This is a genomic window from Dehalobacter sp. TeCB1 (genome assembly GCF_001707455.1).
GTDB lineage: Bacteria > Bacillota > Desulfitobacteriia > Desulfitobacteriales > Syntrophobotulaceae > Dehalobacter > Dehalobacter restrictus.
The window spans coordinates 50,860-69,856 of record NZ_MCHF01000027.1; the positions used below are offsets into that span (position 1 = coordinate 50,860).

General features: G+C 40.0%; 20 protein-coding genes. 2 read left to right on the top strand and 18 right to left on the bottom strand.

The genetic code is table 11. The features are described from left to right. Positions 1-132: 132 nt before the first annotated feature. From A7D23_RS08130 to A7D23_RS08155, 7 genes are all read right to left on the bottom strand, one after another. On the bottom strand, positions 133-1,473 hold the full coding sequence (locus tag A7D23_RS08130; RefSeq protein WP_068883521.1) for a reductive dehalogenase: 1,341 nt from the start codon (positions 1,471-1,473) through the stop codon (positions 133-135). A gap of 13 nt (positions 1,474-1,486) precedes the next feature. Continuing rightward, positions 1,487-1,798, bottom strand: a complete 312-nt coding sequence (locus tag A7D23_RS08135; protein WP_068883524.1) for a dehalogenase — start codon at positions 1,796-1,798, stop codon at positions 1,487-1,489. Positions 1,799-2,002: 204 nt separating this feature from the next. Then, a complete protein-coding gene (locus tag A7D23_RS08140; RefSeq protein ID WP_068883525.1) occupies positions 2,003-2,743 on the bottom strand; it encodes a Crp/Fnr family transcriptional regulator in 741 nt (246 codons plus the stop codon). 207 nt (positions 2,744-2,950) lie between these two features. Next, complete coding sequence (locus A7D23_RS16555; protein ID WP_282432013.1) at positions 2,951-3,085, bottom strand: hypothetical protein; 135 nt, start codon at positions 3,083-3,085, stop codon at positions 2,951-2,953. 14 nt (positions 3,086-3,099) lie between these two features. Continuing rightward, positions 3,100-4,266, bottom strand: coding sequence for a uroporphyrinogen decarboxylase family protein (locus A7D23_RS08145; protein ID WP_068883528.1), 1,167 nt, complete (start codon positions 4,264-4,266; stop codon positions 3,100-3,102). A gap of 69 nt (positions 4,267-4,335) precedes the next feature. Further along, a complete protein-coding gene (locus tag A7D23_RS08150; protein ID WP_068883529.1) occupies positions 4,336-4,974 on the bottom strand; it encodes a cobalamin-dependent protein in 639 nt (212 codons plus the stop codon). 51 nt (positions 4,975-5,025) lie between these two features. Continuing rightward, positions 5,026-5,640: a nuclear transport factor 2 family protein gene (locus A7D23_RS08155; protein WP_068883531.1), complete on the bottom strand. Its 615-nt coding sequence runs from the start codon at positions 5,638-5,640 to the stop codon at positions 5,026-5,028. Positions 5,641-6,210: 570 nt separating this feature from the next. Between A7D23_RS08155 and A7D23_RS08160 the strand changes: the two genes are divergently transcribed. Continuing rightward, positions 6,211-7,542, top strand: a complete 1,332-nt coding sequence (locus tag A7D23_RS08160) for a helix-turn-helix domain-containing protein (protein ID WP_207644968.1) — start codon at positions 6,211-6,213, stop codon at positions 7,540-7,542. Positions 7,543-7,623: 81 nt separating this feature from the next. Here the strand turns inward: A7D23_RS08160 and A7D23_RS15835 are convergent, their stop codons facing one another. From A7D23_RS15835 to A7D23_RS08175, 4 genes are all read right to left on the bottom strand, one after another. Then, on the bottom strand, positions 7,624-7,734 hold the full coding sequence (locus A7D23_RS15835; RefSeq protein WP_242871511.1) for a twin-arginine translocation signal domain-containing protein: 111 nt from the start codon (positions 7,732-7,734) through the stop codon (positions 7,624-7,626). Between the two features lie 210 nt (positions 7,735-7,944). After that, on the bottom strand, positions 7,945-9,336 hold the full coding sequence (locus tag A7D23_RS08165) for a reductive dehalogenase (protein ID WP_068883535.1): 1,392 nt from the start codon (positions 9,334-9,336) through the stop codon (positions 7,945-7,947). A 28-nt stretch (positions 9,337-9,364) separates the two neighbouring features. Further along, positions 9,365-9,673: a dehalogenase gene (locus A7D23_RS08170; RefSeq protein WP_068883537.1), complete on the bottom strand. Its 309-nt coding sequence runs from the start codon at positions 9,671-9,673 to the stop codon at positions 9,365-9,367. 104 nt (positions 9,674-9,777) lie between these two features. Continuing rightward, entirely contained in the window at positions 9,778-10,557 is a 780-nt protein-coding gene (locus tag A7D23_RS08175) for a Crp/Fnr family transcriptional regulator (protein ID WP_083221887.1), read from the bottom strand. Between the two features lie 398 nt (positions 10,558-10,955). On the opposite strand from A7D23_RS08175, the gene A7D23_RS08180 reads away from it, so the two are divergent. After that, the gene (locus A7D23_RS08180) at positions 10,956-11,138 is read left to right on the top strand and encodes a DUF3102 domain-containing protein (protein ID WP_068883539.1); all 183 of its coding nucleotides are present in this window, start codon (positions 10,956-10,958) and stop codon (positions 11,136-11,138) included. Between the two features lie 308 nt (positions 11,139-11,446). Here A7D23_RS08180 and A7D23_RS08185 read toward each other — a convergent pair whose 3' ends face one another. From A7D23_RS08185 to A7D23_RS08215, 7 genes are all read right to left on the bottom strand, one after another. Beyond that, positions 11,447-12,820, bottom strand: coding sequence for a reductive dehalogenase (locus A7D23_RS08185; protein WP_068883541.1), 1,374 nt, complete (start codon positions 12,818-12,820; stop codon positions 11,447-11,449). A gap of 18 nt (positions 12,821-12,838) precedes the next feature. Further along, the gene (locus A7D23_RS08190; RefSeq protein WP_068883543.1) at positions 12,839-13,144 is read right to left on the bottom strand and encodes a dehalogenase; all 306 of its coding nucleotides are present in this window, start codon (positions 13,142-13,144) and stop codon (positions 12,839-12,841) included. A 143-nt stretch (positions 13,145-13,287) separates the two neighbouring features. Then, positions 13,288-13,998, bottom strand: a complete 711-nt coding sequence (locus A7D23_RS08195) for a Crp/Fnr family transcriptional regulator (RefSeq protein WP_068883545.1) — start codon at positions 13,996-13,998, stop codon at positions 13,288-13,290. A 424-nt stretch (positions 13,999-14,422) separates the two neighbouring features. Next, the gene (locus tag A7D23_RS08200; protein ID WP_068883547.1) at positions 14,423-15,802 is read right to left on the bottom strand and encodes a reductive dehalogenase; all 1,380 of its coding nucleotides are present in this window, start codon (positions 15,800-15,802) and stop codon (positions 14,423-14,425) included. A 2-nt stretch (positions 15,803-15,804) separates the two neighbouring features. Beyond that, positions 15,805-16,122, bottom strand: a complete 318-nt coding sequence (locus A7D23_RS08205) for a dehalogenase (protein WP_141690656.1) — start codon at positions 16,120-16,122, stop codon at positions 15,805-15,807. A gap of 403 nt (positions 16,123-16,525) precedes the next feature. Further along, positions 16,526-17,212: a Crp/Fnr family transcriptional regulator gene (locus A7D23_RS08210; protein ID WP_068883550.1), complete on the bottom strand. Its 687-nt coding sequence runs from the start codon at positions 17,210-17,212 to the stop codon at positions 16,526-16,528. Between the two features lie 427 nt (positions 17,213-17,639). Continuing rightward, positions 17,640-18,997 (bottom strand): reductive dehalogenase (locus A7D23_RS08215; RefSeq protein ID WP_176714403.1); only part of this gene is annotated, 1,358 nt, incomplete at its 5' end.

An 18,997-nucleotide genomic window follows, 5' to 3' on the forward strand; every position in this document is an offset into this window, starting at 1 on the left:
ATTTGTGTAAGTAAACAGGTAAATAAAAAAGCGACGTACTTAAACGGTGCGCCGCAGAAAATTTATATTATGGGTTTATAAAATTATAAGCGGCAGATATTGCACCCACCGCTTAAGATTCTATATTCGTTATTAGTATTTGATCTTATATCTTTCCGGCCATTCCAGCCACCATTTATATTTATCAATCGTTTCAGTGCCATACCCAAACATATCATCGATAGATTTGAGGAGTCTCGCATTACTTTCTCCTCTGCTGCCTATCCATATCCCCGCTTCATGGAACCAGGAATTTTCTTTAGAGTTCCATGGACATACTTTCATACAACGTCCGCAAGAAGAACCTTCTTCGTTTGTGCACCTGAAGATCGTACATTTTTTGAAATCGGAATTCCATCTCAAGTACCCGTTGTGTTCGACATAATCCTTATCAACTGTAATCGCACCACTTGGGCAGTACTCCGCGCACTTTCCACAAACCCTGCAAAAATCCTGTAACCCAAAGTCGATCGGTGGATCCGGCACGAGCGGAAGATCCGTTGTCACTGCAGCAACCTTATGCCTAAATCCCAAACGGGGATGAACCGTACAGTCTCCCGTTCGGGAAAGTTCACCCAACCCGGCAGCAATGACGACCGGAGGCATGACAGCCCCATAATTTCTGGCATGATGTGCACGTGCATTATAACCAAGGTTTCTAATATACTGAGCAAGTATAACCGCAATGTTTGCGGTTTGGTGATAACCGAGGAACGATTGCGAGCCGCTGATCCCGTCATAGCCGGTAGACGCCATGACTGTCAATAAATTCTGATCAACCATGACAACGATTACATAGGGCAGGCTCTCCGTATACGGCTTTGTCCAGGTTTCAACAGGCGCTAACATTTTATCTCTTCCTACCAACGCTCTATGCGAATAGTACGCGTAAGCAGGCATTTTTCCAATACCGACTTCGTCCGCCCGTAGGAAGTACGCGCAATCTTTAATATGTTTGGACATTTGTTCAGGATCTGGAATCTCCAGTTTCTGAACAGCAGGTTTCCCGCTGACCGCAACATCCGGACCAACATATGTAAGCCCAGCAGCGATTGATGCACTAAACGGATGTTTAGCGACAATGGTGAGCGATCCTACTCTGGTCTTTTCTCCCAATAATCCTCTTCCTGCAAGGTTGAAACCCATGTCCGCTTCACTTGTATTTTTAACAGCACCTACAATTTGAGTTGTCCCCAGCCATTGATCATTATTCTCTACAAAACGGACAGCAGCTCCTCCATAGTTTACTTCAGGGCGCAATTTTGACCATTGTCCCTTGGCCGCAGGAGTATAAAGTGTGTCACTGGCCGCATTAGCGACTTGGTTAGGAACTTTTACGGCTCCTATAATGCCCATCGCTGCTGCGGCAGTTCCTGCTTTCAGGAAACTCCTACGGTTAATTTTGAGCCCTTGTTTCTGCTCACTTTTCTCCATCTTTTCTCCCCCTTTAAGCTTGTAAAGAAGTTGGATTCCCTGTTTTCTTTACTCCAATGAAACCTAGTAATCTGGCCAGGATAACTGCCAACACTACAGATATCCCTAAAAACAGGAATATCGCAGTACTTGTTGCTTTCACATGACCAACAGATGCGTTGACATAAACAAAAGAAATCCCAATCCAAGTCATCCCGTACCAGATAATATACAAGCTCCAGTTCAGGACAGTCTTCCACCTTTTTGCCTGTTTGGCATAAGGTTTAATCAGAAGAATCCCCGCTAAAAATAAGATACCAGCTATAAAGACCAAAAAAGTACCCATAACTTTTTCACCTCCCCTTTTTAAATAGTCACCGGAAACTCTCCCTTAGTTCCATAATGGTTCCAAGTGGATATATTTTAGTTTCCAGATGCTACTTCATTTGAGAAAATATTGCTATGGGTACATTGTATAAAATGTCTTAAGAGAAAAGTTTTAATCTAGATTAAAAACCATAGACATGTTAAGAATGTTGTTTTTCTTCAATTAGACTCCAAAAATTTGCATATCATAACTAAGACTTATATAGTTATTTTGTATAAAAATATGAGTTCCCTGTGTCAGCGTTTTGAGCTTTTCGTTATCATAGATAATAATTTTATTCTTCTTCTTTTCCAAAATATTCTCACTTTTTAAACAATTCAATACTTTGGAAACGGTCACATAATGTGCACCAGTAATTTCCGAAATATTTTTTAGAGACAAATTAATATTGATTTCGTAAGAATCCTCAAGCGGTATAGACTGCGTTAAGTAAAGCTCATAGAGCAACCTTACAATTCTGACCGCCGGACTAAAACAATCTATTTCTGCAAATTGTTTTATGTAATATGACATTTTAGTTACATAGTTTTTTAATAAATCAAATACAAGTTCTTCATCCCGACGAAAAACTTCTCTAAGTTGTTGCTTAGAGAAGAAACAGATGCGACTGTCTTCTATAGCCATCACATAAATATCATTACAAGTCTCATACAAACGTCCGATTAAACCGTACTGCCCGGCATAATATAATAATCTTTCCCGTCCGTCATCAATTATTTTATCGACCCTTAACTTTCCCGAAACCACATAAATTATTACAGAAGTCGCTTCACCAGGCATGACAACAACGCTTCCTTTAGCAAAATATTTTGTGGTCCCCAGGTCAACGTGTTGTTGAAATCTTTCAACAGGAAAAAATGTGTCCGGAATCGGTACCAGATTTTTATTCAATTCTTCTTCCATATCCTAATTCCCTTACCTCCATTTTTTTCTGTCTGTTTCGGCATTACTGTTGAGGGTAAAAAAACATGTAAAGACATAAAAGATCATTAGATTGAGGTAAAGCAGTAGATATACTACTGCTTTATTTTTAAGCAAGCGAGGTTTTATATTATTTTACCTGGTATTTAAATATTCCGCAGGTAGTCGAGACTACATAATTTTGTAGATTTACATGAGAGACATAAATAAGGTAAATCCTATAAGCAATCCTGCTTTTGCTTCCTCACAAGGAAGAAAATCCAACATGGGCTTTAAAGCCTCATGTCCGTCCGGATATTTTGTGTAATCAATATTTTCTTGCATTAATAATTCCTCCCTTATTTGTAATTTCTGACGAATTCGCTGACAGCTAATAAATTTTCCCGATTGCAGTCCTGGGGTGCAGTTGTAAACTTGTCTGTGCTGAGAATAAGGCCCCCGTCTGCCCCAACTTCATCAATGACTCTTTTTACATAATCAATACATTGTTGCTTTGTTCCCTTGCTAATTAAATCCAGAGGTATTCCGCCCCATAAACATAAGTTCGGAAATCTCTTTCTGGTTTCGAATATATCATCCGATTCAACGTAGAAACAAAAATGTCCTTTGGGAAGTTCCTGCAAGTATTCCGTTATATGCTTTGTTGTACCTTCACTCAGTATAAACATTGTATTACCCGTTTCGACGACCTTATCCGCAATTTCTTTAAAGTATGACCAATAATATGTCTCAAACTGATGACGGTTTACCATATTCTGACTTAACAAGATTGCGAAAGCTGTAAAGCAACTGGTTGGAGAATCAACCTTTTTGATATTATTGATATCATTTTTGACAAAAAACTCATGATACGTATCACAAAATGCTTTTACTTTTTCCGGGCGAACCCTAAGATCCCTGGAAAGTCCCTTCATACCCCTTAAGAAATTATATAAAGATTCAAAAGCAGGGTATATTCTTGCGCCATTTTGCACGTCTAAGATAGGAGGAACTCCGCACTCATCAATAAGCCTTTTTGTTGTTTTTTCCATAGCTTGAGCGTATTCTAAAAATTTGCCCAGGGTATTTTGCAATGTTTCCAGCGGCATATCCTTCGTAAATAAAGAATACTTCCTAGGCATGATGTCTTCCCATAAGGTCTTCACAGGATTATTAATAAAATTATCATAATCCTCTTCTTTGAAGAAACATTGTTCTTTTACCATCATCGTGTTATTTTCGTCATTGATGAGATATTCATAATTACCCAGACTTCTTGTCATTTGCAATGGGTTTCTGTCGCCGATGTCCAATAGCAGATCAAATTGATATCTTTGTTGAAACTGAATAATCGCATCTTCCACACCCTGCGTGCTTACCAAAGCCTCGCTTAATTTCATACCTAAGTCATAATAACGCCACAGACAGTCATTGGTAACAAAGGGTACTCTGGATGGGCGTTTTTTCATACGTACGGCATCATCAAATATCTGAATCCTTTCGTTAAACAGTTGTTTGCTGTCCATAATCTCACCCTTCTTTCCATAATTATTTTTTAAATTTACCTGTCACTTGTATTTGACCATATTTTAACCTTAATCTACCCATCTTTGACATATTATCACGCCTTCTGCTGCATTTGTGGTAAATGCATCTGCAGCAATGTGCTTACAAGCTTCCGCCGTTACGGGATTCCCGCCAATGATCACCTTCACCTGCTCGCGTAGCCCTGCATCCGTAATCGCTGCCACGGCACTTTTCATCGAATCCAAAGCAATGGTTAAAACTCCGCTCATACCTACGATTTGAGGCTTTATCTCTTTTATTTTTTCTACAATGGTATCGGCAGGTACATCAATTCCGAGATCAATCACTTCAAAGCCGGCTGCCTCCGACATACTCCTGAAAATATTTTTACCGATATCGTGTAAGTCCCCTTGAACAGTGGCGAGAAGTATGCTTCCGGCTTTCTCCGTATTTTCTCCGCCTAAAAAGGGTCTAAGCGTTTCAATTGCAGTAGTAAGCAATTCCCCGGCGAAAATCAGATCACCAACAAAATATTCACCCTTTTCGAAAAGATCTCCAACGATCGCCATTCCTTGCTGACAAGCATTTACAACCTTTCCGGCTTCATCGCCGCTGGGGTTGGTTGCCGCGAAATCTTTTAGAATCCTTATTACCAATTCTTCATTAAGATCTCCCATCGCCTGGGTCAATACCCGATAATCTGCCATCGTAACATCTCTCCTTTATAACATTTTTTTTGATTAAGACCAGTGTTCCAACTAAATTTCTAACCATTTTGTGCTTACTTCGTATAATTTTTCAATAGTTTCAGGTTTATCCTGTCCCGGAAGATTAACATCGATCTCGTAACCTTCCTTGGCAAGCATATATGAAAGGCTGGCATAACTCGGCCTATATTTTCTAAATTGCTCCTCCTGTATTACAAGCTTATTATTTGGATAAACAGGAACTAATAAATCCTTTTCGTAAATACAGTCAAAGGAAGAAATTCGCCACATATCTTCCCTTTTTTCCACTCTGAAATGCAGCCGTGAATATGACATTAAATCTACTGGAAACCCGTCTAGTTCTCCTAAAATATGAATGGTTGCCATCATCTCGGCAACAGCCCTGTATTTGTTTAACCAAACTAAGGTGTTGTTAATTTTATGCTTTGCATCGGACAGCATTTTCTTGGATGCTTCAATAAACTCATGTCCTGTTCCTCTGAACCACGATATATTGACAGAAGAATCAGGATGAAAGCATTTCTCCATTTCATTCCATAACTTTTGGTCCCTGCAGTATCTTTCAAACTCAATCAATTCTCTAATATTAGATTTATCAACAACTTCTTCCACCGTGTTACTTCCCATACGTCTTTCAAACAACATACTTTTTACTCCTTACTTTTCAATAAAATCAGCTTAAATTAATCTTTAATCGTTGCAAAGATCAGTCTGTTAGCAATTGCTTCCTTGTTTAATTCATTTAGCAAATCCATTAGTAAACATTAAATTATACTATAGTACAATTTGACAAATACGTAATAGAGCCCGGCTATCCCACCTCGGAAATATGCTCATGGTTTAAAATTCGTTTGCGTTTTTGGATTTCATTATATACAATATATACAATTACACATAGCTGAACAATGTATCATAATTTAATTTTTAAGAATCAAAGGATGATTAATTCGTACTACAGCACAAACAACCATCCTTAAAGGAGCGCGAATGCGATTAACAGAGATCGTAACCCGGATCAATAAGTTTGCTACCTATTCTTTGCCTTTTAAAGACGAAACGGTAAATATTCAAACCTATGCCTTCATACAGAAGGAACAGACATATTATATTCCCGGATGCCTTTATATCGGAACAGTATCAGAATTGCCGCCAATACCGCCTAATATGAACGTGATTTTTTTATGCATCGAGGATATAGCGCTTCCAAGATTATATTTGGAAGCAACACATCTTAACCTTTGTTGCATTGCTAATTCAGAAATAACCCAGCACGAAATACTCGATCACGTCTCAGTGATCATAAACGAAGACGTTAATTTTTCCTGGAACCTTCAAAAATTATTTGATGCAGTATATTCAAATCTGGGGTTACAATCCCTCATCGATACAGCCACAGAAATCTTCGGACACCCTATGCTTTTACACGATACCAGCTTTAAAATCCTGGCATTCTCCGATGAAGCAAAAAATATTATTGGAATTATTGAAGATAAAAACGGCGACAAATATATCGATGCGAAAACAATCTCATTTATCCGCGATAATCATATCTATTCAAAGATACGCAACCATGGATATTCTGTTTACGTAAAAAAATCTGAACAATATAATGGAACACTCGTTGCAATCATCCATATACACGGAATTGAAGTCGCACAGTTAGCTATCTATGAAGCAGGCAAACAGTTTCAAGAAATCGATTTCAAGCTTATTAAACATTTTCGAAAAATATTATCGATAGAATTACAAAAAAATGATTTCTTTAGCATCAATAAAAACCTGTTGCCTAACTATTTCCTTACGGACTTGCTGGATAAGAGAATTAGCGACGAAGATTCGGTCAAAAGACGTCTTGATTATTTGAAATGGCCGGAGACAACCGCTTACCAGATCATGGTGATTAATAACGGAACAGGTAATGAATTTGAAAGTAAAGTGCCGTTTATTATCCGGTCGTTACAATCTTTCATCCCGAGTCATCAATGTATCGTCTATAAAAATGAACTCGTTGTCTTTATAGATGATACAATCAGGCATATTTTATTAGATGTATCAAATTCGGAATTTGTTGAATATTTGAAAGCAAATTCTCTTTTTGCCGGTATCAGCATACAATTTGCCAGATTATCAGAAAGTAGAAAATATTATTCCCAAGCTTTAAAAGCATATGAGCTTGCTCAACGCAAAAATATATATTTTTGCCTTTATGAAAAATGCACGCTGTATTTTCTTACCGAATTGATTAGTTCCCAAAGCGACATTGTAGATTTTTGCCATCCCTCGATTATTCAGTTGGCAAAAGAGGAAAAGGATAACGGGACGCCTTTTTTAGAAACGCTAAAATATTATTTATATCATACACATTCTCCAAATGATGCCGCCAAAGCTTTGTGTATTCATCGCAACACGTTATTTTATAGAATTAATAAAATAAAGCAGCTTACGGGCGTCACTTTGAATAACGCTGACGAACGCTTTCAGCTTTATCTTTCAATATTGTTACTGGAGTTTAATAATATAAGTCCGTCAAGTTTATCAAAGCGGTGACACGGGTCAATGTGTATTCTTCTAAGTTAAATAAATATTCTTTTACTTAATCCTTGCTAAACTTTTATTGGATTAGTCGTATTATACTATGTAATAGTTGCAGTCCGTCGTTTTTGATGGAACCGCAATTGCACCCATGACACCCATAGCGGCAGCTGCCCCGGTTCTCAGAAAACCGCGGCGGTTTACCAAAAACTGCTGCTTGGGTTCTTTTTTTTAATAAATCCATTTTTCGCTTGACCATATACAGGTACTTTCCTGTTACAAAATAAAAAGGCGGTGTCGCAAAACTACAAAAAAGTAGTTAGGCAACACTGCCTTCTTCTATACTCGAATGAAAAGCCAGCTAAATTATAAAATCATATGATCTGATTCTCCATCAGTGATGAATGAAGCAAATCATTATTTAGACGGCTGAGTTGTTTGGGTTGGCGGATATCCGGCCGGCATAGGAAATAGTTCAGGCCACTCCAGCCACCATTTGTATTTTGTAATTTCTTCTGTGCCGTATCCAAACATATCGTCGATCTGTTTAAGAAGAGATGCTGATTGTTTTCCTTTGCTTCCGATCCAGACACCGGCCTCATGGAACCAGGAATCTTCTTTAGAGCTCCAAGGACAGACCTTGACGCAGCGTCCGCAACTGAAGCCCTCCTGATTGCCCGTGCGGAAAGCCGCGCATTTCCTAAAATCGCTGTTCCAGCGCAGGTAGCCGTTATATTTTACGGGTTCTTCATCAAACGAAATCGCTTCACCCGGGCAGTTCTCCGAGCACTTCCTACAAACCCGACAAAAATCAAGCATTCCAAAATCGATCGGTTTATCAGGGACAAGCGGGAGATCCGTAGTGACAGCCGCAACCTTATTGCGGAAGCCCATACGCGGATGAGCAACGCAGTCACCGGTGCGTGTCAGTTCTCCCATACCGCACGCAATCAGGATCGGTCCCATTACTGAAGCATAATTGGCAAAGTGATGAGCACGGGCCCGATAACCAAGCGAACGAATATACTGCGCCAGCATAACGGTAATGTTGGCTGTTGCGTGATAGGCACGGTAGGATTGGCTTTTGGCGATGCCGTCATAACCGGTGGAGGCCAACCATGTCTCGAGATGCTGCTCCACAGCAACACAGATAACATATGGCAGCCGCTCCGTAACAGGTATTTCCTCCATGAGAAGATTGGGATCAATTTTGCCAGTTGCATAGTCCCCATGTGTCGGCGAGATTCTATGAGAATAATATGCATAAGCCGGCATTTTGCCGATACCAACTTCGTCAGCCCGCAAGTAATAACATGTGTCTTTGATATGCTTGGACATGATTTCAGGATCAGGTACAGGCAGTTTTTCCGCCCTCGGCGGGGCAGGACCTTCCACGGCTTTGTCTGTACTTAAAAAACTTATGGCAAAACCCAAGCCGGAAGCCATTGGATCGCGTTTGCCCTGGGTCACATAGTTCCAACGCGGTATTTCGCCCAGTTCTCCACGGATCGCCATGGTAAAACCATTATCGTACTCACTTATATTTTGTACTTCGCCTACAATCTGTGATGTGCCCAACCATTGGTCGTTATGCTCCGCATAACGCACGGAAGCTCCACCGTAATTCATTTTAGGCACGAGTTTGGACCAGTTCCCGTTCGCGGGCGATGCATAATCCAACGAAACCAACGAAGCATTTTCAGCTTTCAAGACATCTGGATTAATTGCGCCGATGACTCCTGCCGCTGCCGCCGCCACGCCAGCTTTAAGGAATCCACGTCTACTTAAGTTTATCTTTTTTTCTTCCATCTTAACACCTCTTTACAGAATTTGACCATTAAGCTTGCATCGTTTGATTGCTTTTCTTTTTGACGCCGATATAACCTAATAGACGGGCCAGAACAACAGCCAATACAACAGAGATTCCTCCAAACAAGAAGATTGCTGTACTCGTTGCCTTCACATGTCCGACCGAGGCATTGATGTAGATAAATGAAATTCCAATCCAGGTTATTGCATACCACACAACATATAAAGTCCAGTTTAAAATTGTTCTCCACTTCAGTTCATGTTTGGCACGGGTTTTTAAAAAGAGTCCGCCGGCTAAAAATAAAATGCCCGCCAGAAAAACTAAAAATGTACCCATAACTTTCTCACCTCCTTTCGAGTGAAATAACCTGTTATGGGTACATTATATTTAAATTTTTATGCTCAAAGTTTTATCACGACTTTAACATTTCTATTATTTTTTTACAAAGAGAACAAATCGTTATCCAAGCTTCTGCCTTGATTACTAAAAATATGCGTTTCCTGCGTCAGGCGTTTTAATCCTTTCAGATCATGAATGATAATTGTATTTTTATTCTTTTCGATGATATTCTTTTTTTTCAGTCCGCCCAATACCTTCGAGACAGTAACATAGTGTGCACCTGTGATTTCCGAGATCCTTTTCAGGGAAAGGTCGATTTGTATTTCAAACGAATCTCCTATGGCAACACCTTTCGTCATACACAGTTTATATAATAACCTTACCACTCTGATCGTGGGATTATATAAATCCATTTCAGCCATTTGCCGCATGTAATAAGAGATTTTAGCATGATAGTTTTTTATAATATCAAAAAAAACTTCCTGATCTTTTTGAAAAATTTGTTCCAACTGCTGCTTTGTAAAATAACAAATCTCTGTTTTCTCGAGCGCAACAATATAATACTGATTATAAGCTTCAAATAATCTTCCCATCATATTGTATTTACCGGCAGTATAAATGAACCTTTCCCTTCCATCATCAACTACCAAATTAACTTTTATCCTACCCGATAGAATATAAATGAGAGCCTTGGGTTCTTCTCCCGGTATAAGGACGGCACTGCCTTTCTTAAAAGTTTTTATGGTTCCTAATTCAATATACTTATACAGTCTTTCGACAGGATACAAAGAATCAGGAATAATCATCTCAAATTTTATTTGTTCAATGCTGCTCCCGCTATTTTGCCTTTGCATTTTCTTACATGGCGTTGAAGAATTCATTTTTACACCCCATTTTAGGATTGATTTAATATTTTACTTTCTAAAAAGAGGTCAAAACCATAATAAATTTATAAGTTCTTGCGGCAATCAATGATTAATTTCCCAATTATTATTACGTCCCTGATATTCTTTGATTCAGCCTTGACTTCATGTTTACATTTCCCCTTTCTAATTATTTTATTATAACTAATGAATTTACTTATCCTTAATAATTTGTGATGTTGATTTGGAATTAAATAGAACACATAGAACAAGTTAGAATCGAAACGTTCAAACGCTTATTATGTTAACTATACAATAGCAGCAACGGCTAATTGTTTAAACCATGATAACATTTTTCACGGTTTGAAAATCAATATATATTTCAATATTGCCTAATATTCATAAAAAGTGGGAACTTGTCAGATTCGAATCTGAGTTTTTCCCAGACGGTCATCCTCCTGGGGATTCCTGCACAAGAGCGGGAGGAATTTATGGCCTGCCGGAAAAAGGCCTTGGAGATTGCGGCCAACATGGTTAAGACGCTGCAAGAATATCCGCCCGCGATTAGAACAAATTTAGCCTTTTTGACGACGCGGTAAGATTCACTTGATGTTACGGTCTGCTAACTTGCTCGTCCTTTCTCTGAAGGGTACTTTCGTCGATACGCTTCTACGTACAGATTTCTCTTTACACAGGTATCCTAGCTACGGGGCGCCTTGGCACTTACCCCGACTGGGCTTTCTCCAGTTAGTATAATGCGTGCTTAGCTGGGCACGCCAACATAAAAAAGGAGTATTGCTAAGCTACTTAAATTCGTAGCTTAGCAATACTCCGTGGTAGTTTGCTCTTTATTAAAGTTATTATTTATTGGTCATCATTAATGCGTCAGAATGCCATAGGCCATAGATTAGTATTTTACGAGGCCTGGCATCGCTTCCATCGATTCAGGGGTCTTCCACAGTTCTGGCCATTCCAGCCACCATTTGTATTTTTCAATTTGCTCATTCCCATATCCAAACATATCATCTATGCTCTTAAGAAACATAGAAGAAGCCTGTCCATGACTGCCTATCCATAAACCGGCATCATGAAACCAGGAACTCTCCTTAGAGTTCCAGGGACACACTTTCATACAACGACCGCAGGAAGCACCTTCTTCATTTGTGGTACGGAATATCGTACATGTTTTAAAATCACTGTTCCAGCGCAGATAGCCATTATACTCAATAGGGTCTTTGTCACGCGTTATAGCACCGGACGGACAATATTCTGCACATTTTCCGCATACCCTGCAGAAATCCTGCAAGCCAAAATCGATTGGCTGATCGGGAAGAAGCGGTAAATCAGTTGTAACTGCAGCAACTTTATGACGGAACCCTAAGCGCGGATGTATAGCGCAATCACCGGTTCTGGACAATTCACCAAGCCCGGCGGCCATGATAGCAGGGGTCATAACTGCTTTGTAGTTGCGGGCGTGATGGGCCCGGGCATTGTAACCAAGACTGCGAATATAATTAGCAAGAGTAACAGCGATAACACCTGATGCATGGTAACCTCTAAAAGATTGGGCTATGCTGATTGCATCATACCCTGTGGAAGCTAACATGGTCTCCAGATGTTGGTCAACTAAAACCACTATAACGTATGGATGTCTGTCTGTAACAGGCGTAACTGCATTGGCAAGATCATTCTTTAACAACGCGGGATTATTTGTGACCTTATGAGAATACCAGGCATACTCCGGCATTCTTCCAATTCCAACTTCGTCAGCACGCAAGTAATAAGCAAAGTCTTTGATGTTTTGGGACATTTGCTCCGGATCAGGAATTGCAAGTTTTACAGGAGATACTTTGCCTTGTACTGCTGCTTCTGTAGCCAGAAGTACCAATGTGTCATTTTGCGCAGCTCCTTCTGGTGTCTTTCTAACAAAGTAATTCCTACCAACTCTAGGTTTTGCTCCATATAAGCCACGGGCAGCCTGAGAAAAACCCACATCCGCTTCACTTGTGTTTTTTACTTCACCTACAATTTTAGTAGTACCAAGCCATTCGTTATTGTATTGAGCTAATTTAACTGAAGCTGATCCATAATTACCGGTAGGTTTTAATTTAGATTGCGCTCCATTTCTGGCAGCACTTGATCCAACAGCAGCCTCAGCAGCAACAGCAGTTTTCGTACCTATTGTGCCCATAATTCCCATCGATACTGCTGCAGCGGCCCCTGCTTTCAGAAAATTTCTGCGGTTGATTTGTAACTCTCTTTTCTGACCGTTATTCTCCATTTTTTTATCACCCCCCTGTTAAGCTTGTAATGTAGTTTCCTTTTTCTTAGCACCAATGAAACCGAGTAAACGGGCCAGGACAACTGCAAGCACTACTGATATTCCTAGGAATAAGAATATTGCCGTGCTTGTTGCTTTGACATGCCCGACTGCGGCATTGATGAAGATAAAGGAAATCCCGATCCAAGTTATCCCATACCATACAACATACAGGCTCCAGTTAAGGATCGTTTTCCACCTCAGCTCCTTTTTGGCGCGAGGTTTAATAAAAAGAATACCGGCAAGAAATAACAGACCCGCTAAAAAGACCAAAAATGTACCCATAGCTTTTTCACCTCCCCTTTTTCCAAGTGGAAATTAAATCGTTACAGGTACATTGTATTCAATCAGTATCGCTCAATTTATGTCGCGGATTAAATCTATATCCTTTTTAAGATATTTTTTTAATTTTTCATCGTCGTTGTCGATTAAATAGGACTGCTTTCATGACCGGTAAAAATATGCGTTTCATGTGTTAACATTTTAAGTTTTTTCATATCATAAACAAATATTTTCTCCCTCTTTTTTTCCAGAATATGATGTCTTTTTAAATAACCTAATGCTTTAGAAACGGTTACATAGTGGGCCCCAGTAATTTCTGAAATACTCGTCAGAGACAAGTCATTATCTACTTCACAAGAATTAGCCCCTGCTGTACCTTTGGAGTTACAAAGTTCATACAACAACCGAATGACTCGGACTGCCGGGTTAAAATAATCCATCTCGGCCACTTGCCTCATATAATAGGATGTTTTAGAGAGATAGTTTCTTATCACATCAAAAATAATTTGTTCATCCTCACGGAAAATTTTTGCAAGCTGCTCTTCATTTAATAAGCAGACCCTGCTGTCTTCCATCGCAATAATGTAAAGATTATGATACGTTTCAAATAACCTACCTACAAAAGTATGCATGCCGGCAAAATACATTAATCTTTCCCGGTCATCATCAAAAACCAAATCAACTCTTAACTTGCCGCTTAATACATAAATGATTGCATGTGGTTCTTCTCCTGGAAAAACCACTGTACTTCCCTTGGCAAAAGATTTTACCGTTCCCAAGTGGACATAGTCCTGTAATTTTGGAACTGGATAAAAGGTATCGGGTACAATTGCTCCACATTTTCTGAAGTTTTCCATGCCCTTCTTTTCCCCCTTTATCATTTTTTACCAGAGATCAATATTAAATTCTTCCCATGTTTCATCCCGCACATTCTCTAAAAATATTTTTAATTTGTTTACATACACTAAAATTATTTTTGATCATCTATGCTAAAATGCTAGATTATAAGTTCATTGTTTTTTAGGTGAAAAGATAGCATGAATATTATACAATAAAACTTCTTTGTATGATTTAATTCACGACAACTTTATGTACGAAGGTTCTTTAAGGTTGCTTATTGGGTCATTGATTGGTTAGATATATTTTGATTTAAAGAAAAAAGGAGTGACGTTAACTACTAAAATATGTAGTTAGCGTCACTCCTTCATTTAATTTGGCATATCGCGGTTAATTATTTATTGAATATTATTAGATGATTATTGGATGGTTAAAATACGGCGATTAGTATTTTACAAGGCCTGGCATCTTTTCAGGCGTAGCCAACAACTCCGGCCACTCCAGCCACCACTTATACTTATCAATTTGTTCAGTACCATAGCCGAACATATCATCCATGCCCTTAAGCAGTTTGGATGAGATTTGTCCATGGCTGCCGATCCATGTTCCGGCGCTATGGAACCAAGATTCCTCTTTTGTATTCCACGGACATACTTTCATACACCGGCCGCAGGAAGAACCTTCTTTATTTGTGGTCCGGAATTTCGTACATGTTTCCATGTTGCTGTTCCAGCGCAAATAGCCGTTATACTCAACCGGCTCCGTATCCTGGGTGATGGCACCCGAAGGACAATTGTCCGCACATTTTTTGCATACCCTGCAAAAATCCTGCAGACCAAAATCAATCGGTTGGTCCGGGAGCAACGGCAAATCCGTTGTAACTGCAGCTACTTTGTGACGGAATCCTAAACGTGGATGAACAGAGCAGTCTCCTGTTCTGGATAATTCACCCAGTCCGGCTGAAATAATACACGGTGTCATAACGGCCTTGTAGTTTCTGGCATGATGTGCCCTGGCATTATAACCAAGATTACGAATATAATTTGCTAAGACGACAGCAATAACACCGGTAGCATGGTATCCTAAAAAGGATTGGGCACCGCTGATTTGATCATACCCGGTAGAGGCCAACATTGTCTCTAAGTTCTGGTCCACCATGACTATAATAACATACGGCAATCTGTCTGTCACAGGCGTAACGGCCTTCTCAACATCGTTGACCGCTAAAGCATGCTGATCCGTGACCTTATGAGAATACCAGGCAAAATCCGGCATTTTGCCGATTCCTACCTCGTCGGCTCGCAAATAGTACGCAAAGTCCTTGATGTTCTGGGACATTTGTTCCGGATCAGGAACATTCAGTTTGACTGGGGAAACTTTACCTTGCACTGCCGGTTCTGTTGCCAAGATCATCAAAGTATCGTGTTCAGCTGCTCCGGCAGGGTCTTTTCTGATAAAATACCCCCTGCCAATTTGAGACTCTTTTCCGTATAAGCCACGACCGGCCCGTGAAAACCCTGTCTCTGCTTCGTTGATATTTTTGACCTCACCAACAAGCTTTGTCGTGCCAAGCCATTCATTATTAAATGTAGCAAATTTGACTGACGCCGGACCATATTGTCCGGTCGGCTTCAGCTTAGATCTTGCGCCATTTACTGTAACACTTGAACCTACAGCAGCCTCAGCAGCAACAGCAGGCATCGCACCAACCGTACCCATAAGTCCCATGGTAACCGCCGCTGCTGCACCGGCCTTCAAAAACTTGCGACGGTTCATCTGGAGGCCCTGCTGCTGGTTTCTATCGTCACTGAAATTTTTTGACATGACTATTTTGCCTCCTTCATTTGTTTCATTAGACTTAATCCGTTTTTCCCGAGGAAGCCCAGGAGTCTTGCCAGAATAACCGCAAAAATAACCGACAGGCCAAAGAATAAGAATATTCCTGTACTTGTGGCTTTGACGTGACCAACACGGCTATTCAGAAAAACAAATGAGATGCCTGTACATGTAATCAAGTACCAAATGACATAGAGAGACCAGTTGAGGATCGTCATTATTTTATTTTCACGTTTCATAAATGGTTTTAGCATTAAAATACCGGCTAAGAAAGCAATTCCGGCAATAAAAACCAAGAATACGCCCAAAAGACCCACCTCCATAAAATTTTGTAGTTTTTTGTACGTACATTCACTACCACTAAATTAAAAGTACCAAACTGAATACCTAAAAACTTTAGCTAGCGCTAAGTTTGATTATTTTTGTCAATACCCGCTAAAAACATGAGAGATCCGGTTTATTACAATAGGTATGATAAGAGCAAAAAAATAAACCTATTTCAATAGGTGACGAAATCATTGTCTCAGTAAACGCACATGAGGGACAAATTGTCCCGGAATTATGTATGGCAGATTTTAAATATACCCTCGGTGACCGAAGCTCCAAGAACAATTAAAAACGCCCTCGGAAAAAAAAGAGGGCGAGCATGTCATCTGTAATTTTCTATTGGGATCAAAATAACAGTAAAATAATTGCAAAGGATTTAGACGATTAAAAAACATGTGTCCCCTGAGTCATCATTTTTAGTTTTTCTGCATCATAAATGATAATCTTTTTCCTCTTTTTTTCCATAACTTTATTTTTTCTTAACCAGCCTATTACTTTGGAAGCGGTAACATAATGCGTCCCCGTTATTTCAGAAATATTCTCTAAAGACAATTGGATATTAATTTCATAGTAATTACCAACTTTTACGCCATTGGTAATATAGAGTTCGTGGAACAACCTGACAATCCTGACTGCTGGATTGAAATAGTCTATCTCCGCAGCTTGCTTCATGTAATAGGAAGTTTTTGATAAGTAGTTTCTTATGATGTCGAAGGGGATTTCATCATTCATGCTGAAAATTTGTTTAAGCTGTTCTTTTGAGAAAAAACAAACCTTACTGTCTTCAAGCGCAATCGCATAACTATCATTGCAAGTCTCATATAATTTACCCATTAAACCATGTTTACTGGTAAAGTAAACCAGCCTTTCCCTGCCGTCATCGAGTAGCTTATTCACTCTTAGCCTTCCGGAGACCACATAGATGAGTGAAGAACATTTGTCTCCCGGCCACATGACAGCACTGCCTTTAGCAAAAGTCTTCACAGTCCCTAAATTAATAAATTCCTGCAACCTATCAACTTCAAAAAATGTATCCGGAATAGCCCCTCCACATTTTTCGTTTTCTTCCATCCACTTTTCCCCCTTCACCAAGATTTTTTACCGAATCAACATCATACTAAAATTCTATCATATTTTGATCCACCATATTCTAAAAAAGTATAATTTGTTTGCTTAAAGTATAATTTAGATCATTTCCTGAAATAAACGAACCCTCATGAATAAAAATCCATGAGGGTTTGTCTATAATAACTTCTGCACATATTCAAACATATCACACCTGTCATTTCAGAAATAGCCTTTTGTGACAACTTAATATTAATTTCATAAACATTGTGAACTAACTCTCCTTTTACAAGACAGAGTTTGTAAAGCAATCGAGCAATTAATTCAGTTTCGATATAAAAAAGCTGTTGACGTCCAGCTTTTTCGTTCGTCGTACAACAGCTTTTTTATTGCATTCATTAATTTTTCAGAGATGCCTTTGGAAAATTAGAGTTTATAAAACTCCATGAGACGGCAGCGGCGCGGTTAGAACGCTTACGGGAGGCAGTTTGTAATTTTCCGGCCACTCAAGCCACCATTTATATTTCTCGATCTGTTCGGTTCCATATCCAAACATATCATCAATAGATTTCAGCATCGACGCAGAGGTTTTAGTCTGGCTTCCAAACCAAGTTCCCGCCTGGTGGAACCAGGAATCTTCCTTCGAGTTCCACGGGCAGACCTTCATACATCTCCCGCAGGATGCACCTTCTTCATTACTTGCCCGGAATTCGGCACACTTGTCTGCATTGGTGGCCCAACGCAGGTAACCGTTTATTTCTTTCATATCATCATCGAGTGAAATAGCGCCGGAAGGACAATTGTCGGCACATTTCTTACAGATACGGCAGAAGTCAAGAAGGCCAAAATCAACGGGTTTATCCGGAGTAAGCGGCAAATCTGTTGTAATAGCAGCCACCTTATGGCGGAATCCCAACCGGGGATGAATGGTACACTCACCTGTACGTGATAATTCGCCCAAACCTGCCGCTATAATAACCGGAGGCATATTTGCGTTATAATCCACAGCGTATTGTGCCCGGGCGTTATAACCAAGATTTCTGATATATTGAGCGATGATAACAGAAATGACTCCAGTTGAGTGATATCCCAGGAAAGATTGGGAGAGGCTGATGGCATCATAACCTGTGGAAGCGAGCGTTGTTTTCAAATTCTGATCGACCATAACCACTATAACATAGGGCATGTCCGGTTCAGTCATCGGTTTGACGCACTGTTCCCTGGGCAACTCAAACAATTCTCTTCCGGGAAACGGTTCATATATTACCTTTTCAGAATAGTAAGCATACGACGGCATCTTGCCGATTCCCACATCATCGGCTCTTAAAAAATAAGCCAAGTCTTTGATATGCATCGACATTTGTTCTGGATCAGGAATTTCCGTTTTCACAGGAGCAACAGGACCTTCCACGAGGGGTCTAGGTAGGGCTGTCCCCATAACTATCGCCATGGCCATGGGGTCTTTGGGTATGAGATTGTAGAGTCCCAATTGTCCCCTTTGACTGACTTTTCCCTCAGCACAACGATCAAACCCGCTGTCGTATTGGCTAGTTCTCTTTATCGGTCCGACAATTTTAGTAGTTCCCAGCCACTGGTCGTTTTGTTCTACAAAACGAAGTGAGACGCTGCCCATATCATGAACAGGATGTAATTTGGACCATTGACCTTTGGGTGCGGCAGTATACCTAAACGTCTCGCCCGCCGCACTGGCGACCTTGGCTGGCGCTGTCAGCGCCCCAACAACTCCCATAGCAGTCGCTGCAGCACCGGCTTTCAGGAAATTTCTCCGGT

Coding starts and splice junctions, on each gene's coding strand:
- A7D23_RS08130 (WP_068883521.1), bottom strand. CDS start 1,473: ATGGAGAAAAGTGAGCAGAAACAAGGGCTCAAAATTAACCGTAGGAGT.
- A7D23_RS08135 (WP_068883524.1), bottom strand. CDS start 1,798: ATGGGTACTTTTTTGGTCTTTATAGCTGGTATCTTATTTTTAGCGGGG.
- A7D23_RS08140 (WP_068883525.1), bottom strand. CDS start 2,743: ATGGAAGAAGAATTGAATAAAAATCTGGTACCGATTCCGGACACATTT.
- A7D23_RS16555 (WP_282432013.1), bottom strand. CDS start 3,085: ATGCAAGAAAATATTGATTACACAAAATATCCGGACGGACATGAGGCT.
- A7D23_RS08145 (WP_068883528.1), bottom strand. CDS start 4,266: ATGGACAGCAAACAACTGTTTAACGAAAGGATTCAGATATTTGATGAT.
- A7D23_RS08150 (WP_068883529.1), bottom strand. CDS start 4,974: ATGGCAGATTATCGGGTATTGACCCAGGCGATGGGAGATCTTAATGAA.
- A7D23_RS08155 (WP_068883531.1), bottom strand. CDS start 5,640: ATGTTGTTTGAAAGACGTATGGGAAGTAACACGGTGGAAGAAGTTGTT.
- A7D23_RS08165 (WP_068883535.1), bottom strand. CDS start 9,336: ATGGAAGAAAAAAAGATAAACTTAAGTAGACGTGGATTCCTTAAAGCT.
- A7D23_RS08170 (WP_068883537.1), bottom strand. CDS start 9,673: ATGGGTACATTTTTAGTTTTTCTGGCGGGCATTTTATTTTTAGCCGGC.
- A7D23_RS08175 (WP_083221887.1), bottom strand. CDS start 10,557: ATGAATTCTTCAACGCCATGTAAGAAAATGCAAAGGCAAAATAGCGGG.
- A7D23_RS08185 (WP_068883541.1), bottom strand. CDS start 12,820: ATGGAGAATAACGGTCAGAAAAGAGAGTTACAAATCAACCGCAGAAAT.
- A7D23_RS08190 (WP_068883543.1), bottom strand. CDS start 13,144: ATGGGTACATTTTTGGTCTTTTTAGCGGGTCTGTTATTTCTTGCCGGT.
- A7D23_RS08195 (WP_068883545.1), bottom strand. CDS start 13,998: ATGGAAAACTTCAGAAAATGTGGAGCAATTGTACCCGATACCTTTTAT.
- A7D23_RS08200 (WP_068883547.1), bottom strand. CDS start 15,802: ATGTCAAAAAATTTCAGTGACGATAGAAACCAGCAGCAGGGCCTCCAG.
- A7D23_RS08210 (WP_068883550.1), bottom strand. CDS start 17,212: ATGGAAGAAAACGAAAAATGTGGAGGGGCTATTCCGGATACATTTTTT.